Here is a 16,974-nt window from a genome sequence, read left to right on the forward strand (position 1 = left end):
ACCGGGTCACATCGACATGCAGGCATCTTCCTGCGCTGTATATTCCTCGGACTTGTCGGCGCGCTCGGCAGGGCGTCCGCGACCGATCGTGCCGGTCCCATGCGCCACCAGATAGGTGTAGATGTCGTCGATATAGCACCAGACGTTCTTGTTCGTCCCGAAGGCGGGCATGACAGAGTTCGTCCCCTGGCGGCCCGAGGCGACCACCTGCATGAAGTCGTAATAGTCCATGCGCAGGACCGAATCCTTCAGCGCGGGGGCATAAGTCGAACCCTCGCCATCGGGGCCGTGGCAGACATGGCATTCCGCGTGATAGCGGCGGAAGCCGTTGAAGGTGGCGAAATCGACCACGCCGTCCTCGACCTTGAAGGTCGGGATTCCCTCGTCGTTCCGCCAGCGCCCGTCGGTCATCTCGACCGCGGCGACGTCGTGGCCACTGGGCATCACCGTCTCGTTCGCGGCGACTTCGACGGGCTCGGATTCGGTGGTTTCAGTCGTTGCATCGGCTTGCGCCCAGGCCATCGTGGCCAAGGTCGCGCCCATGACCAGCGCCGTCAGACTGGTGATGGCTTTCATGTGGCTCTCCTCCATGTCGTTGCCTGCCTGCTCTCCTCAGACAGAACCGCCCCGAGCTTAACGCCGGGGCGGCCCATTCACAGATCAACCTTGCTTGTGCGGAACGAAAGTATGAGACGCCCGCCCGAAGGTCTTAGCTTGGCACTTCGAAGACGGTCAGCTGACCACCCAGCTGGGTATAGTCGCTGAGCGCGGCATAGCCGCCCACTGCGCCCAGACCGTCGTTGGGATTCGTCAGACCCGCTGCCAGACCGATCCCGGCCCAGCCGCCGACGCCCGACAGGACCGCGACATACTGCTTGCCGTCATGTTCGTAGGTCATGACGTTGCCGATGATCCCCGACGGGGTCTTGAAGCTGTAGAGCTCCTCTCCGGTTTCCGCATCGACGGCCTTCAGGAAGCCTTCCAGCGTGCCGTAGAAGACCACGTCGCCTGCGGTCGCCAAGGCGCCCGACCAGACCGAGAACTGCTCGGGCAGGGACCACTTGATCTCGCCGTTGACAGCGTCCCAGGCGATGAAGTTGCCCATGCCGCCGTGGCTGTCCGGTGCGGGATACATCGACAGGGTGGCGCCGACATAGGGCTGCCCGGCCGTGTAGGCGACGCGGAACGGCTCATAGTCCATGCAGACGTGGTTGGTCGGCACGTAGAACATGCCGGTCTTGGGCGAATAGGCCGCCGGCTGCTGGTCCTTGGTGCCAAGGGCCGCCGGGCAGACGCCGGTGGTGTTGGTGTCTTCGCCGTTCTGCGAGGTCGAGTATTCGGCGACGACCTGCGGACGACCATACTGGTCCGAGTTCGGGTCCATCTCGACATGGGTCGCCCAGTTGACAGCCGGGTCGTACTTTTCGGCCACCAGCAGTTCGCCCGTCTCGCGGTCCAGCGTATAGGCAAAGCCGTTGCGGTCGAAGTTGACCAGCAGTTTGCGCATCTGGCCGTCGATTTCCTTGTCGACCAGGATGTTCTCGTTCACGCCGTCATAGTCCCATTCATCATGGGGCGTCTTCTGGTAGAACCACTTGGCCTCGCCCGTGTCGGCGTCGCGGGCCATGATGGTCATCGACCACTTGTTGTCGCCCGGACGCTGGCTGGGGTTCCAGGTCGAGGGGTTGCCGGTGCCATAATAGACCAGGTTCAGGTCGGGGTCATAGCTGAACCAGCCCCAGGTCGTGCCACCACCGATCTTCCACTGGTCGCCTTCCCAGCTGTTCAGCGAACTGTCGGCGCCAACCGGCTTGCCCAGGCTCATGGTGGTCTCGGGATTGACCAGCATCTCCTCGTCCGGACCGGTCGAATAGGCCTTCCAGGCTTCGGAACCGTCCGACAGGTTGTAGGCGGTGATGCGGCCGCGCACGCCGTATTCGCCGCCCGACACGCCCACCAGCACCTTGTCGCCAACCGGCAGAACGGTGGCGGTGTTGGTTTCGCCCACGGCCGGGTCGCCGGTCTTGACGGACCACTTGACCTCGCCGGTCATCGCATCCAGCGCCACCAGGGTCGTGTCCGCCTGGTGCGACAGGATCATCCCGTCGGCATAGGCCACGCCGCGGTTGACGGTGTCACAGCACATCACCGCGATGACCTCGGGGTCCTGCTGCGGGGTGTGCCGCCACAGGATCTTGCCGTTGTCCGACAGGTCCAGCGCGAAGATGTTGTTGGGGAAGGGCGTGTGCACATACATGATGTTGCCCACGACCAGCGGGCCGCCTTCATGCCCGCGCAGCACACCGGTCGAGAAGGTCCAGGCGACGCGCATGTCGCCCACGTTCTCACGGGTGATCTGGTCAAGCTCGGAGTAACGCTGGTTGGCGTAGTTTCCGGTCTGGATGGCCCATTGTTCCGGCTTGGCCGTTTCGGTCAGGACGCTTTCGTTCGCATAGGCGGTTCCGCCCGTCAGAAGCAGCGCGACAGCCGCGCTGTTCAAGAGATGTTTCATTGAAATGCTCCTCCGCTCTTGGATGCATGCCGCGGTGTTCCTCCCCCAGCGGCTCTCCATACCCAAGTGTTGGACGGGCACCCCCTTGCGTCAATCAGGGGCCCTGCCTCTTGCCCCTAAAGTCTGAGGGGCAAATGGCAAGGCCACCGGGAATGATCGGCAATCGGGTCAGAGCAGCCGGTCCGCGTGCCAGAAGACATGGTCCGCCATGAAGCTCTGGACGAAGAAGTAGCTGTGGTCATAGCCCGGCTGCATCCGGAACTGGCCCGGCTGACGGCGCGCCATCATCGCCTGCGCCAGCGATTCGGGCTTGAGCAGGTCCAGGAACTGGTCTGCGCTGCCCTGGTCGATCAGCACCTCGCCGGGAAAGCCCTTCTCGGTCATCAGGATGGTCGCGTCATGGCTGCGCCAGGTCGACCGGTCCTCGCCCAGATAGGCGGTGAACTGCTTGCGGCCCCAGTCGGATTCGGTGGGGTTGGCAATGGGGGAGAAGGCCGAGACGGATTTGTAGCGATCGGGATGGGTCATGGCGATGGTCAGGGCGCCGTGGCCGCCCATCGAATGGCCGGTGATGCCCATCGCCTCGGGGTCGACGGCAAAGTTCTCGGCGACCAGCCGGGGCAGTTCCTCGACGACATAGTCCCACATCCGGAAATGCGGCTTCCACGGATCCTGCGTGGCGTTCACATAGAAACCAGCACCCTGGCCCAGGTCATAGGCCTCGTCATTGGCCACACCCTCGCCGCGGGGCGAGGTGTCGGGAAAGACGATGGCGATGCCGGCCTCGTCGCACCACTGCTGGGCGGCGGCCTTGGTCATCGCATTGTCATGGGTGCAGGTCAGGCCCGACAGGTACCACAGCACCGGGACGCGGCCCAGTTGCGCCATCTCGGGCAGGAAGACGGCAAAGGTCATGTCGGTGCCGGTGACATCCGACCGGTGGCGATAGACGCCCTGGGTGCCGCCAAAGCTGCGGTTCTCGGACAGGGTTTCAAAGCTCATTCGTCTCTCCCTTCAGGGTCTGGAACATGACCAGTGCGTCCACCGGTCCCAACTGGGGGTGAAGAAACGCATCCGGCAGGCGGCCCACAATGGCAAAACCGGCTTTCTGCCACAAATGGACGGCATCGGCATTGGTGGCGACGACAAAATTGAACTGCATCGCCCGGAAGCCTTGGGCAGCTGCCCAGTCCTTCGCATGTTCCACCAGGGCCCGCGCCACGCCGCGGCCGCGCGCCTGCGGATGCGTGGCAAACGAGGCGTTCGCGACATGCGACCCGCCTCCGGGCCGGTTCGCGCCCACATGGCTGGTGCCCAGGATGCGTCCCTCGGCCTCGGCCACGAAGACGCTGAAGGGGGCTGCGAACCAGTCGGCCAGGGCCGCGTTGCGGGTGATGTCGCGGGGGATGCAATAGGTTTCGCCGGCGCGATAGACGGGCTGCAGGATGTCCCAGATCGCGCCGTGATCGTCGGACGTGGCGGGGCGGATCGCCACCCCGCCCTGCCCGCTCATTTCAGTTCGTCCACGCTGCGGATGACCTGGCCCAGCAGGCCGTAGTCCAGCGCCTCTTGCGTGTTCAGCCAGAAGTCGCGCTGCGTGTCCTTTTCGATCCGCTCCACGCTCTGGCCGGTGGCCTCAGCGAAGATCTGGTTCAGGCGGTCGCGCATCAGGCGCACCTGTTCCGCCTGGATCATCATGTCCGACGAGGTGCCGCCGATCCCGCCCGAGGGCTGGTGGATCAGGAAGCGCGTGTTGGGCAGGCAGTAGCGGTTTTCCTTCTTTGCCGCGACAAAGATCAGCGCGCCTGCGCTGGCCACCCAGCCCGAGCCGATGGTGCGCACGGTGGGGCGGATGAACTTGATCACGTCATGGATCATGTCGCCCGACTCCACATGCCCGCCGGGCGAGGAGATCAGCATGTTGATCGGCGCGTCGCTGTCTTCGGCCAAGGCCAGAAGATGGGCCACGGTGCGCTGCGCCAGCTTGTCGTTGATGGCGCCGGCGACGATCACCGTGCGCGACTTGAAGTACAGCTTGCCGATCTTGTCGCCTTCGGGAAGGCCCAGGCCGCCCTCTTCCTTGTGGCGGCGGTCGTCTTCTTGCGGTTCGTCGTCGTCATCGTCCAGCCACTGGTGACGCATCGGCCTGCTCCTTGTTTTTTCTCATGGCGACGGCGGGGCCCGCGGGTCCCGCCGTTCTTTTACCTAAGCAGCGATGAAGGATCAGTAAAGGACGACCGAGCGGATGGATTCACCATGGTGCATCAGGTCGAAGCCCTTGTTGATGTCCTCCAGCGGCATGGTGTGCGTGATCATCGGGTCGATCTCGATCTTGCCGTCCATGTACCAGTCGACGATCCGGGGCACGTCGGTCCGGCCGCGGGCGCCGCCGAAGGCCGTGCCCTTCCAGACGCGGCCGGTGACCAGCTGGAACGGGCGGGTGCTGATTTCCGCGCCGGCGGCCGCCACGCCGATGATGATCGACTGGCCCCAGCCCCGGTGGGTGCATTCCAAGGCGTCGCGCATCACCTTGGTGCTGCCGGTCGCGTCAAAGCTGTAATCCGCGCCGCCGATCTGGTCGAAGGGCGTCTTGGTCATCTCGACGAGGTGCTGCACGATATTGCCGTCGATCTCCTTCGGGTTGACGAAATGCGTCATCCCGAAACGCTCGGCCATCTCTTTCTTGTCGTTGTTCAGGTCGACGCCGATGATCATGTCGGCCCCGGCCATGCGCAGGCCCTGGATCACGTTCAGGCCGATGCCGCCCAGGCCGAACACGACCGCCTTGGCGCCGATCTCGACCTTGGCGGTGTTGATGACCGCGCCGATGCCCGTGGTCACGCCGCAACCGATGTAGCAGATCTTGTCGAAAGGCGCGTCCTCGCGGACCTTGGCGACCGCGATCTCCGGCAGGACGGTGTAGTTCGAGAAGGTCGAGCAGCCCATGTAGTGGTAGATCGGCGTGCCATCCAGCATCGAGAAGCGGCTGGTCCCGTCGGGCATCAGTCCCTGGCCCTGCGTCGCGCGGATGCGCGTGCAGAGGTTCGTCTTGCCCGAAAGGCAGGAGGCGCATTCGCGGCATTCCGGCGTATAGAGCGGGATGACGTGGTCGCCCACCTTCACCGAGGTCACGCCGGGCCCGACCTCGACCACGACGCCCGCGCCCTCATGGCCCAGGATGGTCGGGAAGATCCCTTCCGGGTCGGCGCCCGAGCGGGTGAATTCGTCGGTGTGGCAAATGCCGGTCGCCTTGATCTCGACCATCACCTCTCCGGCTTTCGGGCCTTCGAGATTGACCTCCATCACTTCCAGCGGTTTGCCGGCCTCGAGGGCCACGGCGGCACGGGTTCTCATCTTCTTCTCTCCTATCGCCTCAAGGGGCTTTCGGTCAGGGCGAAGGGGCCGACTGGCGGCCCCTTGGCGGTTCTCTTCATGCTGGCTGGGCCCGGCGTCAAGCCGGCAAGGCCCCCGAACGCTTGGCGACATGGGTTGCGATCGCATCCATCAGCGGTGGCGACAGCGCATCATAGGGCTCCAGCCCAAGCTCGCGCAGGCGCGACCGGATGCCGTCCATCCGCGACGGCTCGACCCCGGCTTCGATGACCGAACTGACAAAGGCCGCAAATTCGGGCGCGGCCCATCCCTCCTCGGAGGACAGTTCGGTATGGACGAAGTCCAGGCCGTAGAACGGATGATCCTTGTTCTCGATGCGCCCGTACATGTGCACGCCGCAGTCGCGGCAGCGGTGGCGCTGGATGGGTGCGTCGGGGTTCACGATTTCCAGCTTGTCGCCGTTTTCGACGACCTCGACCGCATCGCGCGACACCACGGCCACCTGGCTGAAGACAGCGCCATCGGGCTTCCAGCACTTGGTGCAGCCACAGACATGGTTATGGGCGGTCTGCGCGCTCAGCCGGACCTTTACCGGGTTGGTCGTGCAGTGACAGGTCAGGACGCCGCCCGAAAAACTCGGGTTGCCCTCTCTGACGCCGTGATCGACGCTTGGGTGAATGCTCACCCCGTCAGTGCTCGCCATGGTCACCTCCTCCAAACGACCGGACTGATCTCAGGGTCGCGCCGATGGGAACTTTCGGCAAGTGAGAGGAAGGTTGTAGCCCGGCCGAAAAGCCGGGCCGCCAGGCCATTGGAAGACCCGGCCTCAGCTGGCCGGGGTCGAGGAGACGCCCACCTTGGCAGGGCGCAGAAGCCGGTCGTGCAGGCGGAAGCCGTTGTCCATCACCTGGATGATCTGGCCCGCGATCGTGCCGGGCACCGCCGCCTCGAACATCGCCTCGTGGATGGCAGGGTCGAACTTCTCGCCCGCTTCCGGGCGGATGATGGTGATGCCATGCTTGGTGAAGACGTTCGACAATTCGCGCAGGGTCAGTTCGACCCCCTCGATCAGGGCGGACGCAGCGGCGCGTTGTTCGTCACTTGCGGCGTCCAGCGCCCGCGTCAGCGCGTCATGCACGGGCAGCAGGTCGCGCGCCAGGCGCGAGCCACCGTACTGTTCGGCGTCGCGGCGGTCCTTGTCGGCCCGCTTGCGCGAATTCTCGGCATCGGCCAGGGCGCGCATCCACTTGTCGCGCAACTCGTCACGCTCGGCCGTCAGGCGCGCGACTTCGTCGCCCTGGTCGGCCAGCGGGTCCTCGAGATAGTCTTCGATCGGCTGTTCGTTCTGCTCGGTCATCTTCACTTCATCCTTTCCGGCCGGACAATACCCGCCCGACCAGCTGGGCGGTATAGTCGACAATCGGGACGATCCGGCCGTAGTTCAGCCGGGTCGGACCGATGACGCCCACCGCGCCTACAATCTTCCGGTCGGCATTCATATAGGGTGAAACCACCAGAGCGGAACCCGAAAGTGAAAAAAGCTTGTTTTCGGAGCCGATGAAGATGCGGACCCCCTCGCCCCGTTCGGCCAGTTCCAAGAATTCCACGATGTCCCGCTTGCGTTCCAGATCGTCGAACAGGATCCGGATGCGGTCCAGGTCGGCCAGTTCGCTGTCCAGAAGGTTGGCGCGCCCCTTGACGATCAGCCGCGGATCCGTCGCCTCGGCCCCCCACAGCGCGATCCCGGATTCGACCAGTTCCGCGGCCAGGACATCCAGTTCGCGGCGCCGCAGCTTGACCTGCTGGGCCAGCTGCGTGCGCAGTTCGGCCAGGGTCCTGCCTTCGGCCATGGCGTTGAGGAAATTCCCCGCCTCGCGCATCGACGAGGGCGTCTGGCCTGCAGGCGGGGTGAAGACGCGGTTCTCGACATGGCCGTCGGCAAAGACCAGTACCACGAGCGCCCGGTCCACCCCCAGGCTGACGAATTCGATATGGCGGATCGGCGCCTCGTGCTTGGGCATCAGGACCAGCGACGCGCCGCGGGTGATCGAGGACAGGGCGGTGCTGACGCGGTCCAGCAGGACACCCGTATCGGGATCGTCGTTGCCCAGGGTCTGGTCGATCGCCGCGCGGTCGGTGGGCGCCACCGCATCCACCTCCATCATGCCGTCAACGAAAAGGCGCAGGCCCAGTTGCGACGGCAGCCGCCCGGCCGAGACATGCGGGCTGTCCAGCAGGCCCATGAATTCCAGGTCCTGCATCACGTTGCGGATCGTCGCCGCGCTGAGCTTTTCGGACAGCGCGCGCGTCAGGGTCCGGGAGCCCACCGGCTCACCCGTGTCCAGATAGGATTCGACCACCCGGCGAAACACTTCGCGGGACCGGTCGTTCATCTCATTCAGCAGCGATTCTTGGCTCATCGGGCTCGCGGGGTTGCGTGACTGTGCCCTGGGGCGGTATGGGGCAGGCTATCTTCAGGAAAAGGATAAGTCATGCGCCCTTCAGGCCGGAATCTAAGCCAAATGCGTCCGATTTCAATCGAAACCGGAGTGATGCGGCATGCCGAAGGCTCCTGCCTGATCCGCTGTGGTGATACCCATGTCCTGTGCACCGCCTCGATCGAGGACAATCCGCCCCGTTTCCTGAAGGGCACCGGCCTGGGCTGGGTCACCGCCGAATACGGCATGCTGCCCCGTGCGACCAATACCCGCAACCGCCGCGAGGCGGCGCAGGGCAAGCAGTCGGGCCGCACGCAGGAGATCCAGCGCCTGATCGGCCGCAGCCTGCGCGCCGGCATCGACCGCAGCGCCCTGGGGGAACGGCAGATCACCGTCGATTGCGACGTCATCCAGGCCGATGGCGGGACGCGCTGCGCCTCGATCACCGGGGGTTGGGTGGCGCTGCGCCTTGCGGTCAACAAGCTGCTGAAGGCGGGCGTGCTGTCCAGCGACCCGATCATCGACCATGTCGCGGCCGTCAGCTGCGGCATCTATGCCGGCCAGCCGCTGCTGGACCTGGACTATGCCGAGGACAGCGAGGCGGGCACCGACGGAAATTTCGTCCTGACCGGCGCCGGGCGCCTGATCGAGGTGCAGATGTCGGCCGAGGGTGCCACCTTCTCGCGCGACGAGATGGGCCAGCTGCTGGACCTGGCCGAGACGGGCATGGCCGAACTGGTGGCCGCGCAGAAGGCCGTGTTCGCATGAGGAAGTTCACCGAAAGGCGCCTGCTGGTGGCCACCCATAATGCCGGCAAGCTGGCCGAGATGCGGGCTCTGCTGGCGCCTTACGGTGTCGAGGTGGCCGGCGCCGCCGAAACGGGTCTGGCCGAGCCGGTCGAGACCGAGGACAATTTCATCGGCAATGCCCGCATCAAGGCTCGCGCCGCCATGGAGGCGACGGGCCTGCCGGTCCTGGCCGATGACAGCGGCATCTGCGTGGATGCCTTGGGGGGCGCCCCCGGTGTCTATACGGCGGACTGGGCCGAAACCGGGCAGGGCCGCGACTTCGGAGTGGCGATGGAGCGGACCTGGCGTGCTCTGGAAGACGCCGACGCCCCTGCCCCGCGGCTGGCCCAGTTCCGCTGCACGCTGGTGCTGATGTGGCCGGACGGACATGACGAGGTTTTCGAAGGCGTGCTGCCAGGTCAGATCGTCTGGCCCCCGCGCGGCGCCGAGGGACACGGCTATGACCCGATCTTCCGGCCGGAGGGCCACCAGCAGACCCTGGGCGAGATGACCGCCGAGATGAAGAACAGCCTCAGCCACCGCGCGCTGGCCGTGGCCAGGATGATCGAGGCCGCCTTTGCGTAGGATCTCTGCAGGATCGCCCTTCGAAGCGCGGCTGGCCTACAGCCGGGCCGTGGTCAAGGGCGACTGGTGCTTTGTCTCGGGCGTCACCGGTTACGACTATGACACGATGACCATGCCCGACGACGCAGCGACGCAGGCGCGCAATTGCCTGGCCACGATCTTTGCGGTTCTGGATCAGGCCGGGTTCGCCCCCGGGGATATCGTGCGGATGCAGTACACGATCACCGACGCGGCGCTGGTCGACGAGATCGCCCCCGCCCTGTCCGAGGCACTGGACCAGATCCGTCCGGCCGCCACCATGGTCGTCGCCGGGCTGATCCGCCCCGAGATGAAGATCGAGATCGAAGCGACGGCGTTCCGGGGATGAGTGGCGGTGGCGAGGATTGGCGGGCGGGCGGCTTTGGACTTTACGTCCACTGGCCCTTCTGCGCCTCGAAATGTCCCTATTGCGATTTCAACAGCCATGTCGTGGACCGGGTCGACCAGCGCCGATGGGCCGATGCCATGGCCGCCGAGATCGCCCGGCTGGCGGCGGAGACGCCCGGACGCCATCTGGGCAGCATCTTCTTTGGCGGCGGTACCCCGTCGCTGATGGAGCCCGAGACGGTGGATGCCGTCATCCGCGCGGCCCGGGCCGGATGGGGCTTTGTCAACGACATCGAGATCTCGCTGGAGGCCAATCCGACCAGCGTCGAGAATTCCCGTTTCCGGGGCTTTGCCGAAGCTGGGGTCAACCGGCTGTCGATGGGCATCCAGGCATTGAACGACGCCGACCTGCGACGCCTTGGGCGGATGCATTCCGTGGCCGAGGCGCGTGCCGCCTTTGACGTGGCGCGGGACAGCTTCGACCGCGTCAGCTTTGACCTGATCTATGCGCGCCAGGGGCAGGATCGCGCTGCCTGGCGGGCCGAGTTGCGCGAGGCGCTGACGATGGCCGTCGACCATTTGTCGCTCTACCAGCTGACGATCGAGCCCGGCACGGCCTTTGGGGCGCGCGCCGATGCCGGAAAGCTGCGCGACCTTCCTGACGATGACCTGTCGGCCGACATGTATGCCGACACGCAGGACCTGTGCGCGGCGGCAGGCATGGCGGGATACGAGATTTCGAACCACGCACGGGACGGTGCAGCCAGCCGGCACAATCTGGTCTACTGGCGCCAGGGGGACTGGGCCGCCGTCGGACCGGGTGCCCATGGAAGGTTGACGCTGCCCCAAGGGCGGATGGCGACCGAGGCGCTGCGGGCTCCGGGTGCGTGGCTGAACGCGGTGGAGGCGCAGGGAACGGGCGAGCTGCCACGCGAGTTCATCCCCGCAAGCGAACAGGCGACGGAATATCTTCTGATGGCGATGCGACTGAACGAAGGTCTGGACGAGGCCCGATATGCCCGCCTGGCCGGGCAACCGCTGGACGAGGCCGCCATCGCCTCGCTGCAGGACTTGGGCATGGTTTCCCGTGCCGAGGGCCGAGTGCGCGCCACCGACGCGGGACGGCCGGTGCTGAACGCCATCCTGCGCGAACTGGCGGCCTGACGATGCGGCGCAGGATGTGGCTGGCGATCGGCTGGACCTTTGTTGTCTTGGGCATCATCGGGATCGCCCTGCCCGTGGTGCCGACAGTCCCGTTTCTGCTGGTCGCGGCTTGGGCCTTTTCGCGCTCCTCTCCTGCCCTGCAGCAAAGGATCCTGGACCACCCCACCTATGGGCCGCCGGTCCGGGCGTGGCAGGAACGGGGCGCAGTCGGCCCTTTGGCCAAGGTTTGGGCCATCAGCGCGATGAGTGGCGGCGTCCTGCTGTCATGGTTCGCGGGGATGCCCCTCTGGGTGGTGGCAAGCCAAGCGGGGATATGCGCCGCAGTAGCCGCCTTTTTGATCACCAGACCCCATTTTTAGTATATCACGTAAAATGGAACACTATATTTGGTATCACGCCTGAGTTCCGAGGAGCTGACACAGGCGGTCCAACTCGTCCAGATCACGATAGGCGATCGTCAATTCGCCCGCTGTCGCACCGGTAGGACTGATCTGCACCTTCATCTTGAGCTGTGCCGTCAAGTCGGCCTCTAAGGCTCGGGTATCGGCATCCTTCTCATCGCCCCGGCCGTGCCGCGGGTTCCTGTCAGCACGCGGCTGCGCCAGCTTTCGGACCATTTCCTCTGTCTCGCGAACCGAGAGCCCCTTCTCCGCCACACGGCGCGCCAGTTGTGCGGAATCCGTCGCCGTGATCAGGGCCCGTGCGTGACCGGCACTCAGCTTGCCGTCCTTTACCATCTCCTGAACCGTGTCCGGCAGGTTCAGAAGCCGCAGAAGGTTGGCGATGTGGCTGCGGCTCTTGTTGAGGGCCTCTGCAAGCCGCTCCTGCGTGTGGCCGAACCGGTCCATCAGCTGACGGAACGATGCTGCCTCTTCGATCGCGTTCAGGTCAGCACGCTGGATGTTTTCGATGATTGCGACTTCCAGGACTTCGGTATCCGACATGTCGCGGATGATGACCGGAACCTCATGCAGCTGCGCCATCTGCGCTGCACGCCAGCGGCGTTCTCCCGCGACGATCTGGAACAGGCCGGCATCCTGTGGATGTGGTCGAACGATCAGCGGCTGCAGGATGCCCCGCTGCTTGAGCGAGGCTGCCAGTTCCTGCAGCGCTTCCGGATCGAAGCTGCGGCGCGGCTGGTCGGGATTGGCGGTGACCTGCTCGATCGGCACCAGCGTGCGGTCTTTTCCTACAGCAGACTTCGGCTCCGGGCCCAGATCCATGTCCGCCATCAGGGCAGAAAGCCCCCGGCCCAAGCCACGCTTCGCGATCTTGCTGTCAGACATCAGGCCACCTCCGGCACGAGTTTCAGGCGCGCAGTGAATTCGAAGGCGAAGCGCTTGTAAGCGACGCTGCCTTTCGACGAGGGATCATAGATCAGCACCGGCTGCGCGTGCGACGGTGCCTCGGACACGCGAACGTTGCGCGGGATGACCGTTGGATAGACGAGGTCTCCCAATGTCTCACGCGCATCCGCTTCCACCTGTTGGGCCAGATTGTTGCGATAATCTGACATGGTCAAAAGGATGCCGTTGATGCGGAGCCGCGGATTGGGGCCCTGGCGCACCTGCTTGACAGTTCCCAACAGCTGCGACAGCCCCTCCAATGCGTAGAATTCGGCCTGAAGCGGGACAAGAACGCTGGATGCCGCCACCATTGCGTTGACCGTCAAAAGACCAAGAGCCGGTGGGCAGTCGATCAGAATGATGGTGCCAGTTGCAGCAGCCTGCAACTGTTTCTCCAGCAGCCGCATGCGATCAGGCGTCTGTGCCAGATCGACATCCGCCGAAGCAAGATCGGGGGTCGACGGCACAACGGACAGGTTTGGAACCTGTGTCGGCACGGCCGCACCATCCAGATCGACGTCTCCTGTCAGAAGATCATAGACCGTCCATTGACGCTGATCGGCCTCGACTCCAAGTCCCGTCGAAGCATTGCCCTGAGGATCGAGGTCAATCAGGATGACACTATGCCCTTCGGCTGCCAAGGCAGCACCCAAATTGACCGCCGTGGTGGTTTTCCCGACGCCTCCCTTCTGATTGGCGATGGCAATGATGTGCTTCTCACGCATCGGAGACTCCGGTTATCTTGAGGATGGCCGCTTCTGGTTCTGTCTTACTGGGGAAAGCGGTCATGTCAAATCGACAATCCTTGGTTGCCTCAAGATGTTCTTCTTTCCAATTCCGACCCTTCATCAACCAAGCCACACCTTCAGGGGACAGATGGCGTTTAACCATTGTGATAAGCTTCGGAAGCGGCGCCAAGGCGCGGGCTGAGATGTAATCAGCGCGAAGAGGAGGAAGCTGTTCGATTCTTGCGTTGACGATATCGACCTTCTGGAGGTCGAGTTGTCGAACGGCTGTACGGAGGAAGGCTGCTTTTCTCTTATCGCTCTCGATAAGGGTGACCGTGACCGGACAGTCGCCATAGGCAATGGCTATCACCAAGCCCGGAAGGCCCCCACCACTGCCCAGATCCACCCAATGGCCCTCTCGAGCATCGGCAAGTTCTGCCAACTGGAGGGAGTCGCGAATATGACGTCCATCAAAATCGGAAAGCGACCCAGCAGCTACCAAATTGATGCGCGGGTTCCATTTTTTAACGAGGTCAGCGTATTCGCGCAGCCTATCTTCTGTTTCACGTGGAACATTCACAGCTTGCGCCGCCTAGAAATCTTCTGCGCCGAAAGCAGCAGAGCCAACGCAGCAGGCGTCATGCCTTCGATCCGAGCCGCATCCGCCAAGGTCGCGGGCCGTCGTTCATCCAGCTTGCGAGACAGCTCCCCCGAGAGACCCCCTAGAGAACGGTAATCAAGCTCAGGGCTAAGGCTGATATCTTCATTGGCCTTGATTGCCTCCGCATCGCGCGCCTGACGATCTGTATACTGGCTGTAAAGGGCGTCGTTGCGAAGTTGCTGCAGCGTGGAAGCCGGCACAGACGCAACCTCCGGTGCAATTTGGGAAAGGAGATCCTGATCCATGTCCGTCAGCCCCAAGAGCGTAAACAGGGAGCGCTGTTGACCATCCTGCCGAACCGTAATGCCGCCCTTTGCGAGTTGTGACGGGCTCAGGCGCCGTTCTTCCAAGGAACGGCGCGCCTTAACATATGCCTCATGGCGCAGTGAGAAGGACTGCCAACGCGCCGCGCCAACGCACCCGACTGCATGTCCCCATTCCGTCAATCGCTGGTCGGCATTATCAGCTCGCAGGGTCAGCCTGAACTCTGCCCGAGACGTGAACATGCGATAGGGCTCTGTCACTCCCCGCGTGACCAAATCGTCAATCATGACGCCGATATAGCTGTTCGTCCGGCTGAAGCGCTGGACTTCGCGACCCTGAACCTTCAGCGCCGCATTCAGACCCGCCGCCAGCCCCTGTGCTGCAGCCTCTTCATACCCCGTCGTGCCGTTGATCTGGCCCGCCAGATAAAGGCCGGCAACGGATTTGACCCTCAAGGTTCCATCCAATGCCCTGGGATCAACATAATCGTATTCGACCGCATAGCCAGGCTGCACGATGACAGCCTTCTCCAGTCCCGACATTGAACGGACATAGGCTTCCTGAACATCTGCAGGCAGGGAGGTGGAGATGCCGTTCGGATATACGGTCGGGTCGTCCAGCCCTTCAGGCTCCAGAAAGACCTGGTGAGACGGTTTTTCGGCAAAGCGCACGACCTTGTCCTCGATCGACGGGCAGTATCGCGGACCCCGTCCGGATATCTGGCCGCCATACATCGCCGACTTCTGGATATTGTCGCGGATGATTGCGTGCGTCGCTTCGTTCGTATGGGTGATCCCGCAAGAGATCTGTCGCAGCGGCGGCTTAGCTGAAAGATACGAAAATAGCGTCGGCTCCTCGTCACCCGGCTGATGTTCCAGTGCCGACCAGTCGATGCTGCGACTATCGAGGCGAGGCGGAGTCCCGGTCTTCAAACGCCCCAGAGGAAGTTCGAAATGTCGCAGAGAGGCCGCCAGGCCTACCGCGGCCGCATCTCCCCACCTGCCGGCCGGCCGGCTAACCTCTCCGATATGGATCACGCCATTCAGGAAGGTTCCTGTGGTCAGAACCAAGGCGGAACAAGAATAGGAAGATCCCTCGGCCATATCGAAGCCTTGGATTCGTCCGCCCATCTCACGAATTCCCCTCACTTCCCCAAAGATCAAGGTGATGCCCGGATAAGTGCTGATGATGTTCCACGCTGCAGAACGATAGGCTTGACGGTCCATCTGGGCCCGAGGACCTTGGACAGCAGGCCCCTTGCGCCGGTTCAGCAGCCTGAACTGGATTCCGGCCGCATCGGCAATTCGTCCCATGACCCCATCGAGAGCGTCAACTTCCCGGACCAGATGCCCCTTTCCAAGGCCCCCGATTGCTGGATTGCACGACAGCGTCCCGATGTCTTCCCGCCGCATGGTGATCAGGGCCACTTTGGACCCCATACGGGCCGCGGCGGTTGCCGCCTCCAGCCCGGCATGACCAGCTCCAATGACGGCAACATCAAAATGTTTCACGTGAAGCACTCCTATTTGCCGATACAGAAGGAGGAAAAGATTCGGTCGAGGTAGTCTTCTGCATCGATTCGGCCAAGAAGTCGATCCAGAGCCGCGTTGGCCCGGCGTAAAGACTCGGCAATCAGTTCAACAGGCGCATCATAAACTTCGTCCAATGCCGACTTGGCATCACGCAGTTCAGCATTCTGCCGTTCGTGGCTGATCAACCCCGCATTACTGGACCTTTTGGACAGGATCTCGAGAACCGCCTGCATGAGCTGGTCCAAACCTTTCCCGGAGACAGCCGAGATCGCCAGTTCTTGGCATGGTGCAGCCAGATCCGCTTTACTCTGCACCAGAAGATCCTCATCCTGCCACATGCAGTCAACCGGTTCTGCGGTCGGAGAAAGGTGAATGCGCAGATCCGCCGCCTCTGCCCGGCCACGCGCGCGTGCGATCCCTACCGCTTCCACCACATCCCCAGCTTCGCGAATTCCGGCAGTGTCAAGAAGTGTGACCGCCAAGCCCTGCAAATCCATCCTGACTTCGATGACGTCCCGGGTCGTACCGGCAACTTCCGAGACGATAGCCACGTCTCTTCGAGCCAACCTGTTCATCAGGCTCGATTTTCCGGCGTTCGGCGGACCGATGATGGCCACCTCGAAACCCTGGCGGACGCGTTCTGCCGCGCCGAACCCGTCCAGCTCCCGCTGAATCTGCTGAACAAGATCGGTAACGATGTCGAAGACGCGCGGCGGCACCTCATCGGGAACATCTTCATCGGCAAAGTCGACACTGACTTCCACCAAGGCACCGGCTTCGATCAGCAGGTCGCGCCACGCCTCGGCACGCCGCGCCATCTCACCGCCTGCGGCACGCAGTGCGAGTTTTCGCTGCGACTCGGTCTCGGCTGCCAGAAGATCGCCCAAGCCTTCGATTTCCGCCAGATCCATACGGCCGTTCAGGAAAGCACGACGCGTGAATTCCCCGGCATCGGCCACCCGTGCGCCCAGGTTCTGCAACGCAACGGCCACGCGCCGCGCCACAACCGGTGCGCCGTGCAGATGCAGTTCGGCAACTTCTTCACCCGTGAAACTTGCACCGGCCGCGAACCACAGGGCCAGCACCTGATCAACAGGTTCGCCGCCTTCGGTCAGATCCCGAAAATAACTGCGGCGCGCCTGCGGCATTGGCCCGACCAAGCTCTCCGCCGCTGCCCGGGCTCCATCGCCACTCAGCCGGATGACGGAAACGCCCCCCCGCCCGGGCGGGGTGGCCTCTGCAAAGATAAGGTCCATC

19 protein-coding genes are annotated in these 16,974 nt (G+C 63.7%); 5 read left to right on the top strand and 14 right to left on the bottom strand.

Going from position 1 to position 16,974, the window contains the following annotated elements; translation table 11 throughout:
* Window positions 1-6: 6 nt before the first annotated feature.
* From ACZ2G3_RS00220 to hrcA, 9 genes are all read right to left on the bottom strand, one after another.
* Window positions 7-576: a c-type cytochrome, methanol metabolism-related gene (locus ACZ2G3_RS00220; RefSeq protein ID WP_470397019.1), complete on the bottom strand. Its 570-nt coding sequence runs from the start codon at window positions 574-576 to the stop codon at window positions 7-9.
* A gap of 133 nt (window positions 577-709) precedes the next feature.
* Window positions 710-2,512 (bottom strand): methanol/ethanol family PQQ-dependent dehydrogenase, encoded by a 1,803-nt coding sequence (locus tag ACZ2G3_RS00225; RefSeq protein ID WP_419268569.1) that lies wholly within the window; start codon window positions 2,510-2,512, stop codon window positions 710-712.
* Between the two features lie 168 nt (window positions 2,513-2,680).
* The gene (fghA, locus tag ACZ2G3_RS00230; RefSeq protein ID WP_470397020.1) at window positions 2,681-3,514 is read right to left on the bottom strand and encodes an S-formylglutathione hydrolase; all 834 of its coding nucleotides are present in this window, start codon (window positions 3,512-3,514) and stop codon (window positions 2,681-2,683) included.
* Window positions 3,504-4,025, bottom strand: coding sequence for a GNAT family N-acetyltransferase (locus tag ACZ2G3_RS00235; RefSeq protein ID WP_470397021.1), 522 nt, complete (start codon window positions 4,023-4,025; stop codon window positions 3,504-3,506). The genes fghA and ACZ2G3_RS00235 overlap by 11 nt, the downstream gene beginning before the upstream one ends.
* Complete coding sequence (locus ACZ2G3_RS00240; protein WP_419268572.1) at window positions 4,022-4,654, bottom strand: ATP-dependent Clp protease proteolytic subunit; 633 nt, start codon at window positions 4,652-4,654, stop codon at window positions 4,022-4,024. The genes ACZ2G3_RS00235 and ACZ2G3_RS00240 overlap by 4 nt, the downstream gene beginning before the upstream one ends.
* 81 nt (window positions 4,655-4,735) lie before the next feature.
* Window positions 4,736-5,866 (bottom strand): S-(hydroxymethyl)glutathione dehydrogenase/class III alcohol dehydrogenase, encoded by a 1,131-nt coding sequence (locus ACZ2G3_RS00245; protein ID WP_419268573.1) that lies wholly within the window; start codon window positions 5,864-5,866, stop codon window positions 4,736-4,738.
* A gap of 97 nt (window positions 5,867-5,963) precedes the next feature.
* Complete coding sequence (gene gfa, locus ACZ2G3_RS00250) at window positions 5,964-6,548, bottom strand: S-(hydroxymethyl)glutathione synthase (protein ID WP_470397022.1); 585 nt, start codon at window positions 6,546-6,548, stop codon at window positions 5,964-5,966.
* Between the two features lie 123 nt (window positions 6,549-6,671).
* Window positions 6,672-7,202 carry a nucleotide exchange factor GrpE gene (locus ACZ2G3_RS00255; RefSeq protein ID WP_470397023.1) on the bottom strand — a complete coding sequence of 177 codons (531 nt, stop codon included), beginning with the start codon at window positions 7,200-7,202 and terminating at the stop codon, window positions 6,672-6,674.
* Window positions 7,203-7,209: 7 nt separating this feature from the next.
* Window positions 7,210-8,265, bottom strand: a complete 1,056-nt coding sequence (gene hrcA / locus ACZ2G3_RS00260) for a heat-inducible transcriptional repressor HrcA (protein WP_419268576.1) — start codon at window positions 8,263-8,265, stop codon at window positions 7,210-7,212.
* Between the two features lie 72 nt (window positions 8,266-8,337).
* Between hrcA and rph the strand changes: the two genes are divergently transcribed.
* Genes rph through ACZ2G3_RS00285 form a run of 5 tightly spaced genes read left to right on the top strand, consistent with a single transcriptional unit; the run spans window position 8,338 to window position 11,545 of the window.
* Window positions 8,338-9,051, top strand: a complete 714-nt coding sequence (gene rph, locus ACZ2G3_RS00265) for a ribonuclease PH (RefSeq protein WP_470397024.1) — start codon at window positions 8,338-8,340, stop codon at window positions 9,049-9,051.
* On the top strand, window positions 9,048-9,656 hold the full coding sequence (gene rdgB, locus ACZ2G3_RS00270; protein ID WP_470397025.1) for an RdgB/HAM1 family non-canonical purine NTP pyrophosphatase: 609 nt from the start codon (window positions 9,048-9,050) through the stop codon (window positions 9,654-9,656). Before rph ends, rdgB begins: the two co-directional genes overlap by 4 nt.
* Complete coding sequence (locus ACZ2G3_RS00275) at window positions 9,649-10,023, top strand: RidA family protein (RefSeq protein WP_470397026.1); 375 nt, start codon at window positions 9,649-9,651, stop codon at window positions 10,021-10,023. The genes rdgB and ACZ2G3_RS00275 overlap by 8 nt, the downstream gene beginning before the upstream one ends.
* Entirely contained in the window at window positions 10,020-11,186 is a 1,167-nt protein-coding gene (gene hemW / locus ACZ2G3_RS00280) for a radical SAM family heme chaperone HemW (protein ID WP_470397027.1), read from the top strand. Before ACZ2G3_RS00275 ends, hemW begins: the two co-directional genes overlap by 4 nt.
* A 2-nt stretch (window positions 11,187-11,188) precedes the next feature.
* Window positions 11,189-11,545: a YbaN family protein gene (locus tag ACZ2G3_RS00285; protein WP_470397028.1), complete on the top strand. Its 357-nt coding sequence runs from the start codon at window positions 11,189-11,191 to the stop codon at window positions 11,543-11,545.
* 33 nt (window positions 11,546-11,578) lie between these two features.
* Here the strand turns inward: ACZ2G3_RS00285 and ACZ2G3_RS00290 are convergent, their stop codons facing one another.
* The 5 genes from ACZ2G3_RS00290 to mnmE are packed head-to-tail and all read right to left on the bottom strand — an operon-like array spanning window position 11,579 to window position 16,973.
* A complete protein-coding gene (locus ACZ2G3_RS00290; protein ID WP_470397029.1) occupies window positions 11,579-12,472 on the bottom strand; it encodes a ParB/RepB/Spo0J family partition protein in 894 nt (297 codons plus the stop codon).
* Window positions 12,472-13,257: a ParA family protein gene (locus ACZ2G3_RS00295; protein ID WP_470397030.1), complete on the bottom strand. Its 786-nt coding sequence runs from the start codon at window positions 13,255-13,257 to the stop codon at window positions 12,472-12,474. The genes ACZ2G3_RS00290 and ACZ2G3_RS00295 overlap by 1 nt, the downstream gene beginning before the upstream one ends.
* Window positions 13,250-13,840, bottom strand: coding sequence for a 16S rRNA (guanine(527)-N(7))-methyltransferase RsmG (gene rsmG / locus ACZ2G3_RS00300; RefSeq protein WP_470397031.1), 591 nt, complete (start codon window positions 13,838-13,840; stop codon window positions 13,250-13,252). The genes ACZ2G3_RS00295 and rsmG overlap by 8 nt, the downstream gene beginning before the upstream one ends.
* Window positions 13,837-15,696, bottom strand: coding sequence for a tRNA uridine-5-carboxymethylaminomethyl(34) synthesis enzyme MnmG (gene mnmG / locus ACZ2G3_RS00305; protein ID WP_470397032.1), 1,860 nt, complete (start codon window positions 15,694-15,696; stop codon window positions 13,837-13,839). Before mnmG ends, rsmG begins: the two co-directional genes overlap by 4 nt.
* An 11-nt stretch (window positions 15,697-15,707) precedes the next feature.
* On the bottom strand, window positions 15,708-16,973 hold the full coding sequence (mnmE, locus tag ACZ2G3_RS00310; RefSeq protein ID WP_470397033.1) for a tRNA uridine-5-carboxymethylaminomethyl(34) synthesis GTPase MnmE: 1,266 nt from the start codon (window positions 16,971-16,973) through the stop codon (window positions 15,708-15,710).
* Window position 16,974 lies beyond the last annotated feature (1 nt).

It is taken from the genome of Paracoccus sp. KKT209, from assembly GCF_055635455.1.

Coding starts and splice junctions, on each gene's coding strand:
- ACZ2G3_RS00220 (WP_470397019.1), bottom strand. CDS start 576: ATGAAAGCCATCACCAGTCTGACGGCGCTGGTCATGGGCGCGACCTTG.
- ACZ2G3_RS00225 (WP_419268569.1), bottom strand. CDS start 2,512: ATGAAACATCTCTTGAACAGCGCGGCTGTCGCGCTGCTTCTGACGGGC.
- fghA (WP_470397020.1), bottom strand. CDS start 3,514: ATGAGCTTTGAAACCCTGTCCGAGAACCGCAGCTTTGGCGGCACCCAG.
- ACZ2G3_RS00235 (WP_470397021.1), bottom strand. CDS start 4,025: ATGAGCGGGCAGGGCGGGGTGGCGATCCGCCCCGCCACGTCCGACGAT.
- ACZ2G3_RS00240 (WP_419268572.1), bottom strand. CDS start 4,654: ATGCGTCACCAGTGGCTGGACGATGACGACGACGAACCGCAAGAAGAC.
- ACZ2G3_RS00245 (WP_419268573.1), bottom strand. CDS start 5,866: ATGAGAACCCGTGCCGCCGTGGCCCTCGAGGCCGGCAAACCGCTGGAA.
- gfa (WP_470397022.1), bottom strand. CDS start 6,548: ATGGCGAGCACTGACGGGGTGAGCATTCACCCAAGCGTCGATCACGGC.
- ACZ2G3_RS00255 (WP_470397023.1), bottom strand. CDS start 7,202: ATGACCGAGCAGAACGAACAGCCGATCGAAGACTATCTCGAGGACCCG.
- hrcA (WP_419268576.1), bottom strand. CDS start 8,265: ATGAGCCAAGAATCGCTGCTGAATGAGATGAACGACCGGTCCCGCGAA.
- rph (WP_470397024.1), top strand. CDS start 8,338: ATGCGCCCTTCAGGCCGGAATCTAAGCCAAATGCGTCCGATTTCAATC.
- rdgB (WP_470397025.1), top strand. CDS start 9,048: ATGAGGAAGTTCACCGAAAGGCGCCTGCTGGTGGCCACCCATAATGCC.
- hemW (WP_470397027.1), top strand. CDS start 10,020: ATGAGTGGCGGTGGCGAGGATTGGCGGGCGGGCGGCTTTGGACTTTAC.
- ACZ2G3_RS00285 (WP_470397028.1), top strand. CDS start 11,189: ATGCGGCGCAGGATGTGGCTGGCGATCGGCTGGACCTTTGTTGTCTTG.
- ACZ2G3_RS00290 (WP_470397029.1), bottom strand. CDS start 12,472: ATGTCTGACAGCAAGATCGCGAAGCGTGGCTTGGGCCGGGGGCTTTCT.
- ACZ2G3_RS00295 (WP_470397030.1), bottom strand. CDS start 13,257: ATGCGTGAGAAGCACATCATTGCCATCGCCAATCAGAAGGGAGGCGTC.
- mnmE (WP_470397033.1), bottom strand. CDS start 16,973: ATGGACCTTATCTTTGCAGAGGCCACCCCGCCCGGGCGGGGGGGCGTT.